Raw genomic sequence first — 17,545 nt, forward strand, 5'->3', positions numbered from 1 at the left:
CGTGCCCGGCCGGGTCCCGGGATCGCTACCGAGCCCACACGGGGGCGGGGAGCGGACGAGTGATCGCGCCGTAGCCCCCGAGGGGGTCGGCGTGCATCCGGCCGCGCTCCCAGCGGGCGACGTCGAGGATCCCGGGCGGTTCGAGCTCCCACCCGTCGAGCAACTCGATGAGCTCGGCACGGCTGCGCAGGGTTCCCGGAGTGCGGGTGGACGCGTAGTGGCTGTTCGCGGCCCGGATCGCCTCGGCGAGCCGTGGGTGCTCCGGGTAGTCGGCACTGGACTGCGCCACGACGAGGACGCTGCCCGGGGCCAGCGCGTCGCGGTAGGTCCGCAGGATCTGCGCCGGCTGGTCGGAGTCGGACACGAAGTGCAGCACGCCGACCAGCAGCACCGCGACCGGCCGGGTGAAGTCGAGCAGGTCCGCCACCCCGGGGCTGGACAGCATCGCGCGCGGGTGGCGCAGGTCGGCCTGGGTGACGGTGACCTGGTCGGTGTGGCCGAGCAGGTCACGGCTGTAGGCGACGGCGACGGGTTCGACGTCGACGTAGGCGACGCGGGCCGACGGGTCCTCCGTCCAGGCGACCTCGTGCACGCTGCCCGCGGTCGGCAGGCCCGCCCCGAGCTCGAGCAGCTGGGTGATGCCGTTGCCGACGCAGTGCCGCACGGCGTGGCGCAGGAACGCCCGGTTGGCCCGGGCGAGCGAGACCGCACCGGGATAGGCGTCGCTGACGGTGCGGGCGAGCCGGCGGTCGGCGTCGCCGTTGTGCGATCCGCCCAGCAGGAAGTCGTGGGCCCGGGCCGCGTTCGGCTGGTCGATGTCGATCGGATCCCACCACCTTCTGCGACGATCGCGCTCGTTCGCCGGAGGGATTGTGCCGTGTGCGCCCGTTCGGGTGGGACGAAATAGGAAATTAGTCCCATTGTGATCACTCACTGCAGGAGGAGCCGAGCAAGCGGGCGATCGGAGGGGCGGTCGCGACGACGCAGGGCGCGGTCAGGCCGGGGGCGGGACCATCGCCTCGATCAGGTGCGGGCCCGGTTCGGCCTGCGCCCACCGCAGCGCGTCCAGCAGGTCCTCGGTCGTCGTCACCCGCCGGGCGGGGACGCCGAACCCGGTCGCGAGCGCGGTGAAGTCCGGGACCGGGTCGGTCAGGTCCAGCATCCGGGCCGCACGGCCGGACCGGGCCACCTCTCCGGCGCCGGTGCGGCCCAGCTCCACCCGCAGGATCGCGTAGGACGCGTTGTGCACGATCACGGTGGTCACGTCGAGCTGCTCGCGGGCCTGGGTCCACAGCGCCTGCAGCGTGTAGAGGGCGCTGCCCTCGGCCTGCACCGCGACCACCGGGCGGTCCGGCGCGGCGATCGCCGCCCCCACCGCGGCCGGTGGGCCCTGACCGATCGCGCCCCCGGTCAGCGCGAGCTGGGTGTGCGGGGCGGCCGTCCGCAGCGCCGGGGCCAGGACGGCCGACGCGGTCACCGACTCGTCGATCACGATCGCGTCCTGCGGCAGCGTCGCGGCGACCGCGGCGCACAGCGACCGCACGTCGAGCGGGCCGGGCCCCGGCTCCGGCGCGTGGTGCGGTGCAGGCTCCGCCGCGACGCCGCCGGCGACCCGGTCGGCGAGCTCGGTCAGGGCGGCCTCGGCGTCCGACGCCGCGTCGGCGAGCCCCACGACCGGGCAGCCCTGCGGGACCAGGTCGCCCGGCCGGTCCGGGTACCCGAAGAACGCCACCGGCGACCGGGCCCCGGCCAGTACCAGCGACGACGCCCCGGTCAGCTGGTCGAGTGCACGCTCGGCGGCGTACCCGAGCTTCTCCGCGGCGGGCCGCCCCGCGCCGGTGTCCCAGCACCGCGGGAACGTCTCCACCAGCAACCGGGTGCCGGTGGCCGCGGCGATCCGGCCGGCGGCGTCCATCGCGCGGGCGCTCAGCGCGGGGCCGCCCAGCAGGAGCACCGCGCCGGGGGCGCGCACCGCCTCCGCCGCGCGGTCCACCCGCAGCGGCGACGGCGGCTCGGGCGTCGCCGTCGTCCGAGGTGGTGCGGTGTCGCCGCCCTCGGACCAGGACACGTCCGCAGGCAGCACCAGGGTGGCGATCCGCCCGCCGTCCGCCGCGGTGGCGGCGACCGCCCGCATCGCGTCGTCGGCGACGTCGCGGGCGGTCCCGCTGGTGTGCACCCAGCCCGACACGGTCCGGGCGACGGCGGTGATGTCGGACTCCAGCGGGGCGTCGTGGCGCACGTGGTCGGTCGCGTGCGCGCCGACGACGCACAGCAGCGGTGATCCGGCCCGGCGCGCGTTGTGCAGGTTCGCCAGCCCGTTGCCGAGACCGGGCCCGAGGTGCAGCAGCACCGCGGCGGGCCGGCCGGTGAGCCGGGCGTAGGCGTCGGCCGCCCCGGTGGCGACGCCCTCGAACAGGGTGAGCACGCCGCGCATCGCGGGCACGTCGTCCAGCGCCCGCACGACGTGCATCTCCGAGGTGCCCGGGTTCATGAAGCACACGTCGACGCCGGCCCCGACCAGCGATCCGACCAGAGCCTGGGCGCCCTTCACCGGTGTGCCGCCGTCGCCGTCGTCATGGGGTCAGTGGACACCGTGTGACCCCGGTTGCGCCAACCCCGGTTCGAGTTGCGCCGCGGGCCGCGACGACGGGGAATGGACCCTCGTGAGCACCGAACGAGCCCCCGGATGAGCACCGAGCCCGATCCCCGCCGGTGGCGGGCCCTGTCCGTCTGCCTCGTGGCGGGCTTCATGAGCCTGCTCGACGTCAGCATCGTGAACGTGGCGCTGCCGTCGATGCAGGCCGGGCTGGACGCGTCGGCCGCGCAGGTGTCCTGGGTGGTGTCGGGCTACGCCCTGACGTTCGGACTGGTCCTCGTCGCGGCCGGCCGCCTCGGCGACGACCGCGGCCGCCGCCGGATGTTCCTGCTCGGGCTGGCGTTGTTCACGCTGACCAGCGCGGTCGCCGGGTTCGCTCCGACGCCGGAGGTGCTCGTCGTGGTCCGGCTGGCCCAGGGGGCCGCGGCCGGGCTGCTGTCGCCGCAGGTCGTCGGGTTCATCCAGGACCTGTTCCGCGGTCCGGAGCGGGGGACGGCGTTCGGGATGTTCGGCGCCGTCGTCGGCATCTCGACGGCGGTCGGCCCGCTGCTCGGCGGGCTGCTGCTGGCCTGGACCGGCACCGCCGACGGCTGGCGCTGGGTGTTCTTCGTGAACATCCCGATCGGGGTGGCCGCGCTCGTCTACGCCGCCCGGGTGCTGCCGTCCGACGGTGCGGCCCGGGCGGCCCGGCGGCCGCTCGACCTGGTGGGCGTGGTGCTGCTCGGCGTGGCCGTGGTGACCCTGATGCTGCCGCTGGTGCTCTCCGAGCAGGACCCGGCCGGTGCACCGTGGTGGCTGCTCGCGGTCTCGGCGGTGACGACGGTCGCGTTCGCCGGGTGGGAGCGCCGGGCGAAACGGGTGCACGGCCACCCGCTGATCGACGGCGCGCTGCTGCGCACCCGGAGCTACGCCACCGGCGTCGTCCTGGGCATGACCTACTTCGCCGGGTTCACCTCGATCTTCTTCGTGCTCACCCTCTACCTGCAGAACGGGCTCGGCTACACGCCGTTGCAGACCGGCCTCGCGCTGACGCCCTTCGCGCTCGGCTCCGCCGTGACCTCCGCGCTGGGCGGGCGGCTGGTCGAGCGGTTCGGCCGGCCGATGGTCGTGATCGGGCTCGCGGTCGTCCTCGCCGGCCTGGTCGCCACCGACGTCGCGCTCAGCCTGGCCGCGGGCGATCCGGTGGCCACCGGCTGGGCGCTCGCCGGGACGCTGCTGGTCGCCGGGGCGGGCGGCGGCCTGGTCGTCGCGCCGAACCAGACCCTCGCGCTCTCCGAGGTGCCGAGCACCTCCGGCGGGACGGCCGCCGGGGTGCTGCAGACCGGTCAGCGGATCGGGACGGCGGTCGGCCTGTCCGCGGTCGGCGCGGTGTTCTTCGGCCGGCTGTCCGCGACCGGCGACTGGGCGTCGGCGATCTCGCGGGGTCTGCTGATCACCGTCGGGCTGGTCGCGGTCGCGCTCGTCGTCGGGCTCATCGACCTGCTGCGGAGCCGCCGGACGCAACCGCCTCCGAGTCCCGCAGACCCGTCCGCAGGGTCTCCGTCATCAGGTACGAGCAGCCCATCGACACCAGGGAGATGACGGCCACGTAGCCCGCGACGGCGTAGAGCGACCCGGTCCAGGCGACCAGCGCCGTGCACAGCAGCGGCGCGACCCCGCCCAGGATCGAGGCGATCTGGTAGGACAGCGAGGCGCCGGAATACCGCATCCGGGTCGAGAACTGTTCCGCGAAGAACGCCGACTGCGGCCCGTACACCGCGGACCGGCAGGCCTGCACGACCAGCCCGCCGAGGACGAACAGCCACACGTTCGACGTCGAGACCAGCCAGAAGTACGGCACCGCGAACAGTGCCAGCATCCCCATCCCGGCGAGGAACAGCGGACGGCGGCCGAACCGGTCCGACAGCAGGCCGAACAGCACGATCATCGGGATGTCGGACAGCGACAGGAACGCGTTCGCGGTGAGGATCGTCGTGCGCTCGTAGGCGAGCTCGGTCGTCGCGTAGGTGACCAGCCACACCGAGCCCACGTAGAACGTCGAGTTCGTGGACAGGAACGATCCCGCCGCGAGCAGGATCTCCTTCGGGTAGGTCCGCAGCGCCTCGACGACCGGCATCCGGTTCGCCGCCTTGGCGTCCATCGTGTCCTGGAACACCGGGGACTCGTGCACCCCGAGCCGGATCCACATGCCGACGCCGATCAGCGCGATGCTGGCGAGGAACGGCACCCGCCAGCCCCAGGCCAGGAACTGCTCGTCGGTCAGCACGGCGGAGAGGACGGCGAACGTCGCCGTCCCCAGCACCAGCCCCAGCGGCACGCCGACCTGCGGCCAGCTGCCGTAGAAGCCGCGCCGGTGCGCCGGTGCGTGCTCGACGGCCATCAGCGCCGCCCCGCCCCACTCGCCGCCGACGCCGAAGCCCTGCAGGAACCGCAGCGTCACCAGCAGGATCGGGGCCCAGATGCCGAGCGTGTCGTAGCCCGGCAGCAGCCCCATGCCGACGGTCGCGGCGCCCATGAGCAGCAGCGAGTAGACGAGCATCGGTTTGCGGCCGATCCGGTCCCCGAAGTGCGCGAACACCGCACCGCCGACCGGCCGCGCGATGAACCCGACGGCGAACGCGCCGAACGCGGACAGCGTGCCGGTCAGCGGATCGACGGAGGGGAAGAAGACCTGGCCGAAGACGAGCGCGGCGGCCGTGCCGAAGATGAAGAAGTCGTACCACTCGATCGTGGTCCCGACGAGGCTGGCCGCGGCGACCTTGCGGGACGACCGGAGCGTGGGCGATGGTCCCGGCGACGCCGGCGGGACGGTGGCTGACATGCACGGAAGGTAGGGCGTGTGCCCGGATCGTGTCGAGATGCACGACTGACCGGAGTGTCCACCGGTCGCCGGACGGTCACTCCGGGGTGCGGGCCCGCCGCCCGGCGAGCGCCCCCGCCGCGAGCAGCACCGCCAGACCCGCGAGCGGCACCACGAGCAGCCCGACCCGCAGCTCGGTCGCGTCGGCGACGACCCCGACGACCGGGGGAGAGGCCAGGAACCCGACCCGCATCAGCCAGGTGACGACGGTCAGCCCGGTCCCCGGGGCGAGCCCCGGCAGGTTGTCGGCGGCGGTCATCGCGGCCGGGACGAGCGTCGCGACGCCGAACCCGGCGATGCCGAACCCGGCGATCGTCCCCGGCACCGAGGGGAAGGCGAGGGCCAGGCCCATGCCGACGAGCACCAGAGCGCCGCCGGTGCGGGCGACCAGACGCTGCCCGAAGCGGTCCACCATCCGGTCGCCGATCAGCCGGCCCACGAACTGGCAGCCCTGCAGGGCCACGAACCCGAACCCGGCCACGGCGGCACCGGCACCCAGCCCCTGCAGGTGGACCGCGGCCCAGGTGGCGCCGGAGTCCTCGACGATCGTGCCGGAGTTGGCGATGACCCCGAACACGGCCAGCATCAGCACCGTGCGCAGGCCCAGCCCCGCCCACGGGCGGACCGGCCGCTCGCCCGGCTGCGGGGCGGCCCGCTCGCTGTCCTCGCCGCCGGGCAGCAGCAGCGGGTAGACGGCGACCGCGATGAGCACCGACAGCAGCGAGGACAGGCACAGGTGCAGCACCAGCGGCAGCGCGATCCCGGCCGCCGCCGAGCCCATCAGGCCGCCGGCGACCGCGCCCACCGACCACAGCGCGTGGAAGGAGTTGAGGATCGACCGGCCGTAGCGGCGCTGCACCCGCATGCCGTGCGCGTTCTGCGCCACGTCGACGATCGCGTCGGACGCCCCGACCAGGAACATCGCGGCGGCGAACAGACCCCAGGACGGGGCGAACGCCACCAGCACGACGCCGATCCCGATCGCCGCCATCCCGAACGAGGCGACCCGTGACGAGCGGAACCGGGCGATCAGCGCGCCCGCGGTGAGGCCGGCCAGCAGCGCACCGAACGGCATGGCGGCCACCGCGACCCCGAGCTGGGCGTTGCTCAGCCCGAGCGACTCCTTGATCTCCGGGAAGCGCGGCAGGACGTTCGCGTAGACCAGACCGTTGGTGAGGAAGACCAGACCGACACCGCTACGGGCCCGCCGCTCGGTCCGTCCGGGGAGCACTGCCGTCGATCCGTCCGCCACGACGTCGATGATGCAGGACGTCCCCCGCCCGTCCGCGAACCGGTTACGCGGACTCCAGCAGCCTCAGCACCGCCCGCTCGACCCGCGCGCGGGCCCGTGGGTCGGTGCCGACGTCGGTCCCCGCCGGGATGCGGCGCAGCCCCGCGGCGACGGTGCGCCCGTTCTCGAAGGCGTGCACGATCCGCGGGTCGACGTAGGAGCTGCGGGCCACCGCCGGGGTGTTGCCGAGTGCCTCGGCCACCGCCCGCATCGCGGCGGCCTCCGCCCGGCGCAGGGCGGTCGCCGACGTGGGCGTCCCGTGCCCGGCGAGCGCGACCGCGGCGACCACGGTCGCGTTCCACGTCCGCAGGTCCTTGGCGGTGTGCTCGTCGGCGGTCAGCGTGCGGAAGTGGTCGTTCAGGTCGTCGGAGTGCACCGCCCGCCAGGTGCGGCCGTCGCGGTGCACGAGGAACCGGTCACCGTCCGGGCGGGCCCGGCGCAGCGACCGCACGACGCGGAGCAGGCCGTCGTCGCGGATCCGGATCTGCCGGTGGATGCCGCCCTTGGCGGTGTAGGCGAACTCCAGACCGCCACCGCGCAGCCGCACGTGCTCGCGGCGCAGCGTGGACAGGCCGTAGGTGCCGTTCTCCGTGGCGTACTGCTCGCCGCCGGTCCGGAACACCCCGAGATCGAGGATCCGCATCGCGGCGCCGAGCACCCGGTCCCGCCCGGTTCCCCGGACGGCGAGCGCGGCGTCGACCCGGGAGCGGAACCGGGGCAGCCGGCGGGCGAGCGCCAGCACCCGGTCGTGCTTCACCGAGTCCCGGTCGGCGTGCCAGCGCGGGTGGTAGACGTACTGGCGGCGGCCCGCGACGTCGTAGCCCACGGCCTGGATGTGGTCGCGCTCCCGGTCGGAGATCCAGACGTCGCGCCAGGCCGGCGGGATCACCAGCCCGTCGACCCGGGCCCGGGCGTCCGCGCCGAGGGCCGAGCCGTCGGCGGCGTGGTAGCTGAAGCCGCGGCCGCGGCGGCGCCGGGTCCAGCCGCCGCGGTACGGGACGGCGCGGGTGAGTCGCACGGGACGGGGTACCCCGCCCCGCCGCCGGTCATCCGCGCAGCGCGCTGAACTTCCCGGCGGTGCGGAGTGCTCCGGAGACGCCCTTGTAGGCGCTGCTGCGGGCACCGTCGCGCAGCCCGCGGAGCTGGGCCCGGCGCTCCCGGCCCGCACCGCTCCAGGCCAGCAGCGAACGGCCCCACGAGTCGCGGGCCAGCTCCTTGGTGCCGGCCTCGCGGGCCAGCAGGGCCCAGCGGTCGCCGAAGTCGTCGAGGCCGTCGCGGTAGGCGAACACCGCCGGGCGGATGTAGGCCATCCCCGGCGGCCGGCGGCGCATCGACGGCGCGTACTCGGCGATCACCTTGTCCAGGCACTCGAAGCGCCGCTGCCGGTTCGAGCTGATCGAGCCGGCCCGCATCAGCCGCATGTCCAGCAGGTAGCGCCGGGTGCCCCACATCAGCGGGTAGTGCGATCCGGCCGCGATCCGCAGCCACATCTCGAAGTCGACCGCCGAGGGCAGCGACGAGTCGAAACCGCCGACCTGGTCGAAGCAGGCCCGCCGGATCATCAGCGAGCTGCCGTTGTGCGGCGGGTTGTTCTCGATGAGCTGCTTGTCGAGGTCCACGGCGCCGGTCGGCTGCCAGCGCAGCGCCACGACCTGGCCGCTCTCCAGCATCACGCGGGTGTGGCAGTAGGCCATGCCGACCCCGGGCGGTGCGGTGTGCAGCGTCTCCAGCATGTGCCGGAGGAACTGCGGGTGCCAGCGGTCGTCGCCGTCGAGGAAGGCGACGAAGGGCGCCTCGCTGTCGGCCAGCGCCCGGTTGCGGGCGGCGCCGGAGCCGCCGTTCTCGACCTGGATCAGCCGGATCCGGTGGTCCTGCTCGGCCTTCGCCCGGACCACGTCGGCCGTGTCGTCGGTGGAGCCGTCGTCCACGACGAGGTACTCGAAGCGGGTCTCGGTCTGTGCGAGGACGGAGTCGATCGCCTCCCCGATCCACTGACCCACGTTGTAGGCAGGGGTGATCACCGTCACCAGGACGTTGCGGTTCCGCACGCTCGGCACGTTATCAAGGCTCCCTCCGATGTGGGCCCGGCCGGACGTCCCGGCGGTCGGTGACCGGCGGTGTGCCGTCAGGGCATACCGGCAGGTTCGCCGCGGGCGGGTCGAGCGTTTCTCGAAACGGACAACGCCCGTCGATCCGGGCGGTTACTCCCGACACGCCGATCGTCGCCGGGACGCCGCCCGATCGTCGCCGAGATGCAGCCGGACCGTCGCCGGCCGGCCGGCGACGGGCCTCGCCGGTACCGGGGCCGGGGCGGCGGCTATCGTGCGAAGAATGTCGTTCGACATCCGGGTGATGCTCTCCCGACGGTTCCGTTTCCTGCCGCACCGGGCCTTCGCGATCCTGCACCACGCCCTGTTCCAGGGTGAGATCACGACGCTGCGGAAGCCGCGGACCTACGCGCAGCTGCTCGCGAAGAAGAACCTCGGTGAGCAGTCCGAGCTCGTGCACATCACGGCGGACAAGTACCGGGTGCGCGAGCACGTGGCCGACCGGATCGGGGCCGAGCACCTCATCCCGCTGGTCCAGGTCGTGGAGCGCGCCCAGGACCTGGACCTGGAGTCGCCGCAGCGGCCCTACGTCGTGAAGGGCACGCACGGCTGCGACATGACCATCCTGGTCCCGCACCCGGCGGCCGCCGACCACGCCCGCATCCGGTCGACCGTCGCGCGCTGGCTGCGCACCGACTTCTTCGTGCACGGCTGGCGGGAACGGCCCTACCAGGGGCTGACCCCGCGCGCCGTGGTGGAGGAGTACATCGGCGACGGCACCAAGCCGCCGGCCGACTACAAGTTCTTCGTGTTCCACGGCGAGCCCGCGATGGTCGTCGTGGACCAGGACCGGTTCGTCGCGCACACCTCGACGCTGCTGCACCCGGACTGGGTGCCGTTCCGGATCTCCGGGCGGTTCGCCCAGGCGGACCGGCTCCCGGAGAAGCCGGCCTGCTACGAGCGGATGCTGGAGATCGCCCGGACCCTGGGCAAGGACTTCACCTTCGCCCGGATCGACCTCTACGACGTCGACGGCCACGTCTACTTCGGCGAGATCACGCACAACCCCGGTGGCGGGCTGGTCCGGTTGCAGCCGCGCGCCTTCGACCGCGCGCTGGGCAACCTCTGGCGCAACGGCACCCCGATCCCGGAGCGCTTCATCGCCCGCTGAGGACGCGTGGGCTCCGGAGTGTGGCGGCTCGCTGCTTGGCCTGCCGCGGTCGTTAGAGATCGCGCTGACCGACCGGTTCTCCTCAACCGCCCTCTGGCTGGCTCACCTGATCGGCCGAGCGTCGGTGCGACCTCGCCCGCCCCCTCGTCTCCTCCGGAACTAGGGGAGCCCTGGTTACCCTGGTCGCATGGCAGCCACCGGTCATGTAGGGAAGCGCCTCGTCGAACTGCGGCTCTGGCGTGGCATGCAGGCACGGGTTGTCGCCGACTTGGCCGGGATCAGCCCGGGCTACCTGAGCATGCTGGAGGCCGGCGAGCGAGCGCTGAACAAGCGCTCCACGCTGGAGGCCATCGCGAACGCGCTGCGGGTCGCACCGTCCGAGCTGGGTGCGCTGCCGACTGACACGGTGCTGAACCCGGAGGTGGCGGAGGCGCTGGGCACGCTGCCCGATCTGGAAGCGGCCCTGACCGACGTCGAGCCGCGCGAGGCGACCGTCACGCCCCGCCCGCTGGACGCCGTCGTGGCCGAGCTGGATTACGCGGACGCCGAGCTGCGGCCCCGGAGCAAGATCGTCGAACAGATGCAGATCGCACCGAGACTGGTCCGCGAGGCCAACTCCCTCTACGACGCCGAGCCGGGGCGCCGAGGTGAGGTGCTGGAGGCGATCGGGCGGACCTACAAGCTCGCCAACGTGTCCTCCCTCGCCCTCGGTGCCCGGTCGGTGGCGAGCCTGGCAGCCTCGGCGATGCGCGACGTCACGGCGGAGCTGGGGCCGGAGTGGGCCGGTGCCGTCGCCTTCGCGCGGAACAGCGCGCTGTCGGCCGGTGGCCGGGAGCGGGTCCTGGCCCGCGCGACCAAGACCCTTGACGGCTTGGACAAGAGCGAGGATCGGCAACGACAGGTCGCCGGGATGCTCCACCTCCAGAGCGGTCTCGCGGCGGCGACGCTGGCTGACGGTGAGGGCGCCCGGGAGCATGTCGGGGAGGCCCGGAACCTGGCCCGGCCCGGCGACGAGTTCGGTGCGCTGGCGATCGGATTCGGGCCGGACAACGTCGACTTCTGGGCGATGGCCGTAGAGATCGAGCTGGGCGAGCCCGGTCGGGCGATGTCGATCGCAGACCGCGCGATCCCGGAGCGGCACCCGAGCTGGAGCAGACAGTCCGCGTTCCACCTGGACCGGGCGCGTGCTCAGTCCAGCGAGAAGAAGTACCGGAAGCCCGCGGTGTGGTCGCTGGTACGCGCCGAGATGCTGCACCCCGTGTCGACGAGGACGAGTGTGTGGGCGCGGTCGGTGACCGGAGATCTGCTGCGCACCGTGAAGCGGGACAGCCCGGAGGGCCGGGAACTGCGCGGCCTCGGCTACCGGATGGGCATCGCTCCGTCCTGACCGGCCTCGTCCTCGTCGCGGTCCATCGCGGCGAGATGCTGGACGATCCGCGCCGGCACCACGGTGTCGAGCTGGCCGCGCCGGATCCACGTCCGACGGATCGACGCCGCCGCGTCGGCGAGCAGCCGGATGTTGCAGGGGTGCTGCGGCATCCCGTGGGTCTGCGAGGGGCAGCCACGGCAGCGCCCCTTGCCGTCGTCGGTGTGCTCCTCGATCAGGTCGTCGGCGAGCCCCGGCACCTTGGCGAGGTACACAGCTCCGCAGGCATCCACTGTCACGGGAAGAACGCTATGGGTGACCATCTCGCCACACTTCACACGAAGTGAACCGCACTGATTTGCGTACTGCCTTGATGAGCCATGCTCGGGTCGGCTCACCTGAAACTCCGAGGCACTGCGGTGCCCGGGCCCCGGTGGGCTCAGGGCTCGCGGACCCGCGGGATCTCGTGCGTCGGGTCGTCCGGACCGCCCACCGGCCCCCCGATCGGGCCGGTGCCGACGTCGTCCGGACGCTCCGGCGGGGCCGGCTGGCGCAGCCACCGGATCACCGACGGCGCGAACGCGATCGCCAGGACCAGCTCGCCGGCCAGCCAGGCCCATCCCACGACGTCGACGCCGAGCACCGGTGCCAGCAGCGGGATCCCGCCGAGCACGATGAGCGCGTGCACCGCCTGCTGCACCGCGAGCCCGAAGGTGCGGTTCGCGAGCCGGGACTTGGTCATCCACAGCGTCACCACCACCCGCGGCACCATCGACAGCATCAGCAGCTGCAGCACGGTGGTGGAGTTCTCGACGTACTCCGGCCCGTAGAACCACAGCAGCAGCGGCGCCGCGAGCGCGATCAGCAGTGACGACGGGACGACGATCAGCAGGATCCGGCGCAGCACGGCCCTGGCGAACAGGTGCGCCCGCTCGGGCCGCCGCGCCCCCTCGACGACCAGCGCCGAGGTGATCGCCACCGACAGCATGCTCATGGCCTGGAAGACGGTCTGCGCGGGCAGCAGGTAGGCGCTGGCGGCCTGACTGATCACCATGACGACGAGGACCGGCAGGAACGACGACATGGCCTGGTTGAACACCTGGCCCAGGTAGTCGCCCGCCATGTACCGGACCAGGGTCGGCCGGTCCGGGGCACCGGAGCCGGGCTCGGCGGCGGACTCGGCCGAGTGCCGCGGCAGCAGCCGGCGCGAGATCAGCAGGGTGAACGGCACCAGCAGCGCGATCACCGGCGCGCTCCACGACGTGAACACGCCGTCGGTGACCGAGAACGCGGCGACCACGACCAGCAGGACGAGCTTCACCAGCCCGTAGACGCCGTTCTCCAGCACCACCCACATGGCCGAGCGGACCCCGGTGAGCACCTGGTCCTGCAGGTTGAAGATGGACCAGGCCGCGGTGGAGACGACGAACCACGCACCGAACCCGAACGAGACGTGCAGCGGGTCACCCGGCGCGTAGAAGAAGTGGCAGTACGCCATGACGGCCGTCGCCCCGACCACCGCGGCGGCCGCGGACGTCCCGTAGGCGAGCCGGACCAGCGAGCGCGAGTCCCGCCCGGCCGTCGGGAGGAAGCGGATGATGGCCTGGCCGAAGTTCAGCGAGGTCAGGACCGAGATCAGCAGCATCAGGTTGACCAGGGCGTTGCCCCGGCCGACCTCCTCGGTGCTGAACACCCGCGCCGCGAACACCCAGTAGAGGAGCCCGAACCCGGAGTTGACCACCGTGTTCAACATCAACGCGTAGGCGTTGCGGTAGAGCGGGTTCGCCATCTCCTGACGGGCCGAACGCACGCGTCCGGCGACCATCGAGCCGACGCTCACCGGCCGGCCACCGGACCCGCGGGGCGGGGAAGCGGTACGCCGTCTCCCGGACCGGCGTGGTGCTGCCACGCAACGTTCGAGGGGGGCACGGCGTCCACGCTAACGAGAACCCCTGCCGGGTGACCCGGCGGGGGAGCCCGGGAGACCCCGCGGGCTGCCCGGGTGCACCGCACGGGCAGTCGTGCCGGGGTCGCCCGGGGGGCGCGGTGCGGCGAAACGCTACCGTGCTCAGCAATCGTTCAACGGTCGAACCGAGGGGGGTCCTCGTGCGTATTGCGTGCGTTGGTGGCGGTCCGACCGGCCTCTACCTGGCGATTCTCGCCAAGCTGCGGTCGGGTGGACGAGACGACGTGACGGTCTACGAGCGGAATCCACGGGGCCGGACCCACGGATTCGCCGTCACGTTCGGGGAGGATCTGCTCGACGAGGCGCACCGCTGCGACCCGGTCAGCGCACGCTGGCTGCGGTCCTCGGCGCGATTGTGGAACGCCCAGTCGGTCCTGGTCGGCGACGCCCGCCCGGTGCACCTGGGCGGCAAGTACGGGTACAGCATCGCCCGGGTCACGATGGTCGACCTGCTCATCCGCCGGGCCGAGCAGCTCGGCGTCGACCTGCGGTTCGACACTCCGGCGCCGCCGCGGGCGGAGATCGACGCCGACGTGGTCGTCGCGACCGACGGTGCGGGCTCGCGTCTGCGGGAGGCCCGCCGCGAGCACTTCGGGACGACGATCGAGACGGGGGAGAGCCCGTACCTGTGGCTCGGTACCGAGCGCGACTCGGCGACGTTCCTGTTCGCCTACGAGCGGACCGACGCCGGGTGGATCTCGATCCACGTCTACCCGTCGTCGAACGGGCTGAGCACCTGCATCGTGGACTGCGAGCAGCCGACCTGGCTCGGCCTCGGGTTCGACACGATGGCCGGGCCGGAGGCGCTGAAGACCCTGCAGGAGATCTTCGACCGGGCGCTCGACGGGCACCGGATGCTCCCGCCGCCCACCGGGCTGCCCGACGCGCCGTGGCTGCGTTTCCGTGAGGTCCGCAACCTGACCTGGCGGGACGGGAACCTGGTCCTCGCCGGGGACGCCGCGCACACGACGCACTTCGGCATCGGGTCCGGGACCCAGCTCGCGATCGAGGACGCGATCGGCCTGGCCGACGCGCTCTACGGTGCGACCGGGGCCCCGCGCGACGTCGTCGACCTCGGCTGCGCGGACGGCCGGGGGGCCGCACTCGCTGCCTACGACGCCCGCCGCCGTGCGGTGCTCGGCCCGATCCAGGACATGGCCCGGCGCAACATGCACTGGTTCGAGCAGGCCAACCGGCGGCTGGAGCGGGGCGAGGACCCGGTCGAGTTCGCCTGGGCGCTGCTCGGCCGGCGCGGGGACATGGGCCGGTTGCACTACCAGCTGCACCGCGCCACCCAGTTCGGTCCGCTGCGCCAGGTCCGGCGCGGGATGACGACCGCCCGCCGGGTGCGGCGCGCGGCGAGGCGCGGGGACCTGGGCCGCCCCGGTGGGCCGACCGGTTGATCCGGCCGGGCGACCGGCGTCGTCCGCGCCGGTCGCCGCGGTCATCCGGCACCGGCACGCAACCGGCCGGAGGGCCCCTCGTACCGTGAGGGTCCGGCGTTGGAGCACGAGGGAGCTGACGTGAAGATCGTCTGTGTCGGTGGCGGACCCGCCGGGCTGTACCTGGGCATCCTGGCCCGGTTGCGGTCCCGGGGCCGGGCCGAGGTCGTCGTGGCGGAGCGGAACGCGCCGGGCACGGCGTCCGGGTTCGCGGTCACGCTGGGCGAGGACATCCTCGACGAGCTGTACCGGACCGACCCCGAGGGCGCCCCGGCGATCCGGGCCGCCGCGCACGTCTGGGACAGCCAGGTCGTCGAGGTCGCCGGGCGCACGGTGCACCTGGGCGGCCGTTACGGGTACTCGATCGGCCGCGCGCGGCTGCTCGAGGTGCTCGCCCGGCGGGCCCAGCAGGTCGGGGTGGACCTGCGGTTCGAGACGGCGGTCGCGCCGGACGGGGACCTCACCGCCGATCCGCTGACCGCCGACGCCGACGTCGTCGTCGGCGCGGACGGGGTGAACAGCGCCATCCGTGCGCACCGGGCCGAGGCGTTCGGTGCCCGGGTCAGCCACGGCGAGAACCGCTACGTGTGGTTCGGCACCAGCAAGCCGTTCCGGCCGTTCACGTTCGCGTTCGAACGGACCGACGCCGGCTGGATCTGGTTCCACGCCTACCCGGCCGCGGACTGCCTGAGCACCTGCATCGTGGAGTGCACGCCGGAGACCTGGACGGGCCTCGGCCTGGACACGATGGCCCCCGACGACGCGATGCGGATGCTGGAGAAGATCTTCGCCCGCACGCTGGGCGGGCACTCGCTGATCGCCCCGCCGGGGATGGGCTCGTCGCCGTGGCTGCAGTTCCGCGAGGTCCGCACCATGTCCTGGCGGGACGGCAACGTCGTGCTAGCCGGGGACGCCGCGCACACCACGCACTTCGCGATCGGCTCGGGCACGGTGCTCGCCGTCGCCGACTCCATCGCGCTCGCCGAGGAGCTCTTCCCCGGCGACGGGCACGAGCCCGGTGTCCTGCCCGCACTGGCCGCCTACGACGCGCGCCGCCGGGCCCGGATGCTGCCGATCCAGGACATGGCCCGGCGCAGCATGGAGTGGTTCGAGACCGTGCCGCGCCGGCTGGACGCCGCCGACCCGGTCGACTTCGCGTGGTCGTTGCTGGACCGTCGCGGCGACCAGGGCCGGCTGCACCGGCGGCTGCACGACGTGACCCAGGTCGACCCGGTCCGTGAGGTCCGTCGCCGGCTGACGACCGCCCGGCGCGTGCGCCGGGCCGTCGGCCGGGGCGAGATCGCCCCGGCCCAGGCACCCGGCGAGCTGCTGCAGGGCTGACCCCGGCCGGGCTCAGGCCTCGCCGTCCTCCCGCTCCGCGCGGGCCAGGAACGAGTGCCTGCGCCCGTACAGGGCGTAGACGACCAGCCCGAGCACCAGCCATCCGGCGAAGCGGATCCAGGTGTCCAGGTTGAGGTTGAGCATCAGGTAGAGGCAGGCGATCGCGGTGATCGCCGGGACGACCGGTGAGAACGGGACGCGGAACGGGCGCTTCAGGTCCGGCCGGGTCCGCCGCAGCACCGGCACCGCGACGGCCACGATGATCATCGCGGCGAGCGCCCCGATCGAGACCATGTCGGCCAGCGCGGTGATCGGGGTGAAGGCCGCGATCACCGCGCACACGACCCGCCGATGATCGTCATGCGGTGCGGCGTGCCCCAGCGCGGGTGCGCCGTGCCGATGGCCGGCGGGAGCAGCCCGTCGCGGCCCATCGCGTACCCGATCCGGCCGATCGTGACGAGCTCGACCATCATCACCGAGGTCAGGCCGGTGACCGCGCCGAGCGAGATCATCGCCCCGACCCAGGGCAGCCCCACGGAGGAGAACGCGACGGCGAGCGGGGCGCCGGTGTCGATCTCGGTGTAGGGCACCATCCCGGTCAGGACGAGCGACACCCCGACGTAGAGCACCGCGCAGACGGCCAGCGCCCCGAGCAGGCCGATCTTGAGATCGCGGTCCGGTCGCCGGGACTCCTCGCCGAGGTTCGCCAGCGCCTCGAAGCCGGTGTAGGCGAAGAACACCACCGCGGCGGCGGTGAGCATGCCGCCGATCCCGTAGACCGTCGGCTCCAGCCCGAACACCCCGGACACGACGGGCTGGGTGAACACGGTGCCGCCCTCCTCGGCGGGCTGCGCCGGCGGGACGAACGGGGTCAGGTTGTCCGGGTTCACGTAGAACGCCCCGAGCACCAGGATCAGCACGCACACGGCCAGCTTCACCAGCACCAGCACGTTGGTGAGCCGGGCGGACTGCTGGATCCCGGCGACCGCGACGACGGTGAGGATCCCGATGATGACCACGGCCCCGACGTTGACGACGGCGTCCTCGCCGAACCAGGTCGAGGGCAGCCCGAACAGCTCGGCGAGATAGCCCGACCAGCTGCGGGACACCACGGCCAGCCCGAGCCCGAACTCGAGCAGCAGGTCCCAGCCGATGATCCAGGCGAAGACCTCGCCGAGCGTCGCGAACGCGTAGGTGTAGGCCGAACCGGCGGTCGGTACCGACGACGCCAGCTCGGCGTAGCAGACCGCGGCCAGGCCGGCGACGACCGCGCCGATCAGGAACGACAGCGTGACGGCCGGTCCCGCGTGCTGCTGGGCCTCCACCCCGGCGAGGGTGAAGATCCCGGTGCCGATGATGATGCCGACGCCGAAGCCGACCAGGTCCCGGGCCCGCAGCGTCCGGGTCAGGCCGGAACCGTCACCCTCGCTGCGCGCCAGGATCCGCTCGACCGGCATCGTCCGT

The 17,545-nt window shown here is 73.3% G+C and carries 13 protein-coding genes and 1 pseudogene; 5 read left to right on the forward strand and 9 right to left on the reverse strand.

Annotated elements, in window-relative coordinates; all coding sequences use genetic code 11:
- Positions 1–25 precede the first annotated feature (25 nt).
- Both AFB00_RS23225 and AFB00_RS23230 read right to left on the reverse strand, forming a co-directional pair.
- Positions 26–934, reverse strand: coding sequence for an SAM-dependent methyltransferase (locus tag AFB00_RS23225; RefSeq protein ID WP_083275774.1), 909 nt, complete (start codon positions 932–934; stop codon positions 26–28).
- Positions 935–994: 60 nt separating this feature from the next.
- Positions 995–2,551 carry an acetolactate synthase large subunit gene (locus AFB00_RS23230; protein ID WP_068798952.1) on the reverse strand — a complete coding sequence of 519 codons (1,557 nt, stop codon included), beginning with the start codon at positions 2,549–2,551 and terminating at the stop codon, positions 995–997.
- Positions 2,552–2,686: 135 nt separating this feature from the next.
- Here AFB00_RS23230 and AFB00_RS23235 point away from each other — a divergent pair, with 135 nt between their 5' ends.
- On the forward strand, positions 2,687–4,177 hold the full coding sequence (locus AFB00_RS23235) for an MFS transporter (RefSeq protein ID WP_068798953.1): 1,491 nt from the start codon (positions 2,687–2,689) through the stop codon (positions 4,175–4,177).
- Here AFB00_RS23235 and AFB00_RS23240 read toward each other — a convergent pair.
- The 4 genes from AFB00_RS23240 to AFB00_RS23255 form a co-directional block, all read right to left on the reverse strand.
- Positions 4,068–5,417 (reverse strand): MFS transporter, encoded by a 1,350-nt coding sequence (locus AFB00_RS23240; RefSeq protein WP_068798954.1) that lies wholly within the window; start codon positions 5,415–5,417, stop codon positions 4,068–4,070. The genes AFB00_RS23235 and AFB00_RS23240 overlap by 110 nt on opposite strands.
- A 76-nt stretch (positions 5,418–5,493) precedes the next feature.
- On the reverse strand, positions 5,494–6,708 hold the full coding sequence (locus AFB00_RS23245) for an MFS transporter (protein WP_068798955.1): 1,215 nt from the start codon (positions 6,706–6,708) through the stop codon (positions 5,494–5,496).
- Between the two features lie 43 nt (positions 6,709–6,751).
- The gene (locus AFB00_RS23250; RefSeq protein ID WP_068798956.1) at positions 6,752–7,765 is read right to left on the reverse strand and encodes a DNA topoisomerase IB; all 1,014 of its coding nucleotides are present in this window, start codon (positions 7,763–7,765) and stop codon (positions 6,752–6,754) included.
- A 28-nt stretch (positions 7,766–7,793) separates the two neighbouring features.
- Positions 7,794–8,804, reverse strand: a complete 1,011-nt coding sequence (locus tag AFB00_RS23255; protein WP_068798957.1) for a glycosyltransferase family 2 protein — start codon at positions 8,802–8,804, stop codon at positions 7,794–7,796.
- A gap of 274 nt (positions 8,805–9,078) precedes the next feature.
- On the opposite strand from AFB00_RS23255, the gene AFB00_RS23260 reads away from it, so the two are divergent.
- Positions 9,079–9,966 carry an ATP-grasp fold amidoligase family protein gene (locus AFB00_RS23260; protein ID WP_068798958.1) on the forward strand — a complete coding sequence of 296 codons (888 nt, stop codon included), beginning with the start codon at positions 9,079–9,081 and terminating at the stop codon, positions 9,964–9,966.
- A gap of 187 nt (positions 9,967–10,153) precedes the next feature.
- A complete protein-coding gene (locus tag AFB00_RS23265) occupies positions 10,154–11,353 on the forward strand; it encodes a helix-turn-helix domain-containing protein (protein ID WP_083275778.1) in 1,200 nt (399 codons plus the stop codon).
- Here the strand turns inward: AFB00_RS23265 and AFB00_RS23270 are convergent.
- Positions 11,326–11,631, reverse strand: a complete 306-nt coding sequence (locus AFB00_RS23270) for a hypothetical protein (RefSeq protein ID WP_156819692.1) — start codon at positions 11,629–11,631, stop codon at positions 11,326–11,328. The genes AFB00_RS23265 and AFB00_RS23270 overlap by 28 nt on opposite strands.
- A gap of 140 nt (positions 11,632–11,771) precedes the next feature.
- The gene (locus tag AFB00_RS23275) at positions 11,772–13,142 is read right to left on the reverse strand and encodes a lipopolysaccharide biosynthesis protein (RefSeq protein WP_197519634.1); all 1,371 of its coding nucleotides are present in this window, start codon (positions 13,140–13,142) and stop codon (positions 11,772–11,774) included.
- 380 nt (positions 13,143–13,522) lie between these two features.
- On the opposite strand from AFB00_RS23275, the gene AFB00_RS23280 reads away from it, so the two are divergent.
- Both AFB00_RS23280 and AFB00_RS23285 read left to right on the forward strand, forming a co-directional pair.
- Positions 13,523–14,701 carry an FAD-dependent monooxygenase gene (locus tag AFB00_RS23280; protein WP_231974045.1) on the forward strand — a complete coding sequence of 393 codons (1,179 nt, stop codon included), beginning with the start codon at positions 13,523–13,525 and terminating at the stop codon, positions 14,699–14,701.
- Between the two features lie 120 nt (positions 14,702–14,821).
- Positions 14,822–16,081 (forward strand): FAD-dependent monooxygenase, encoded by a 1,260-nt coding sequence (locus tag AFB00_RS23285; protein ID WP_068798963.1) that lies wholly within the window; start codon positions 14,822–14,824, stop codon positions 16,079–16,081.
- A gap of 12 nt (positions 16,082–16,093) precedes the next feature.
- On the opposite strand, the pseudogene AFB00_RS23290 reads toward AFB00_RS23285, so the two are convergent.
- A pseudogene (locus tag AFB00_RS23290) lies at positions 16,094–17,538 on the reverse strand (APC family permease).
- Positions 17,539–17,545 lie beyond the last annotated feature (7 nt).

Origin of the sequence: Pseudonocardia sp. HH130630-07 (genome assembly GCF_001698125.1) — a bacterium.
Classification (GTDB): Bacteria; Actinomycetota; Actinomycetes; order Mycobacteriales; family Pseudonocardiaceae; genus Pseudonocardia.

Excerpts from the sequence above, each read along its gene's own strand:
- AFB00_RS23235 (WP_068798953.1), top strand. The coding sequence starts at position 2,687 with ATGAGCACCGAGCCCGATCCCCGCCGGTGGCGGGCCCTGTCCGTCTGC.
- AFB00_RS23240 (WP_068798954.1), bottom strand. The coding sequence starts at position 5,417 with ATGTCAGCCACCGTCCCGCCGGCGTCGCCGGGACCATCGCCCACGCTC.
- AFB00_RS23260 (WP_068798958.1), top strand. The coding sequence starts at position 9,079 with ATGTCGTTCGACATCCGGGTGATGCTCTCCCGACGGTTCCGTTTCCTG.
- AFB00_RS23265 (WP_083275778.1), top strand. The coding sequence starts at position 10,154 with ATGGCAGCCACCGGTCATGTAGGGAAGCGCCTCGTCGAACTGCGGCTC.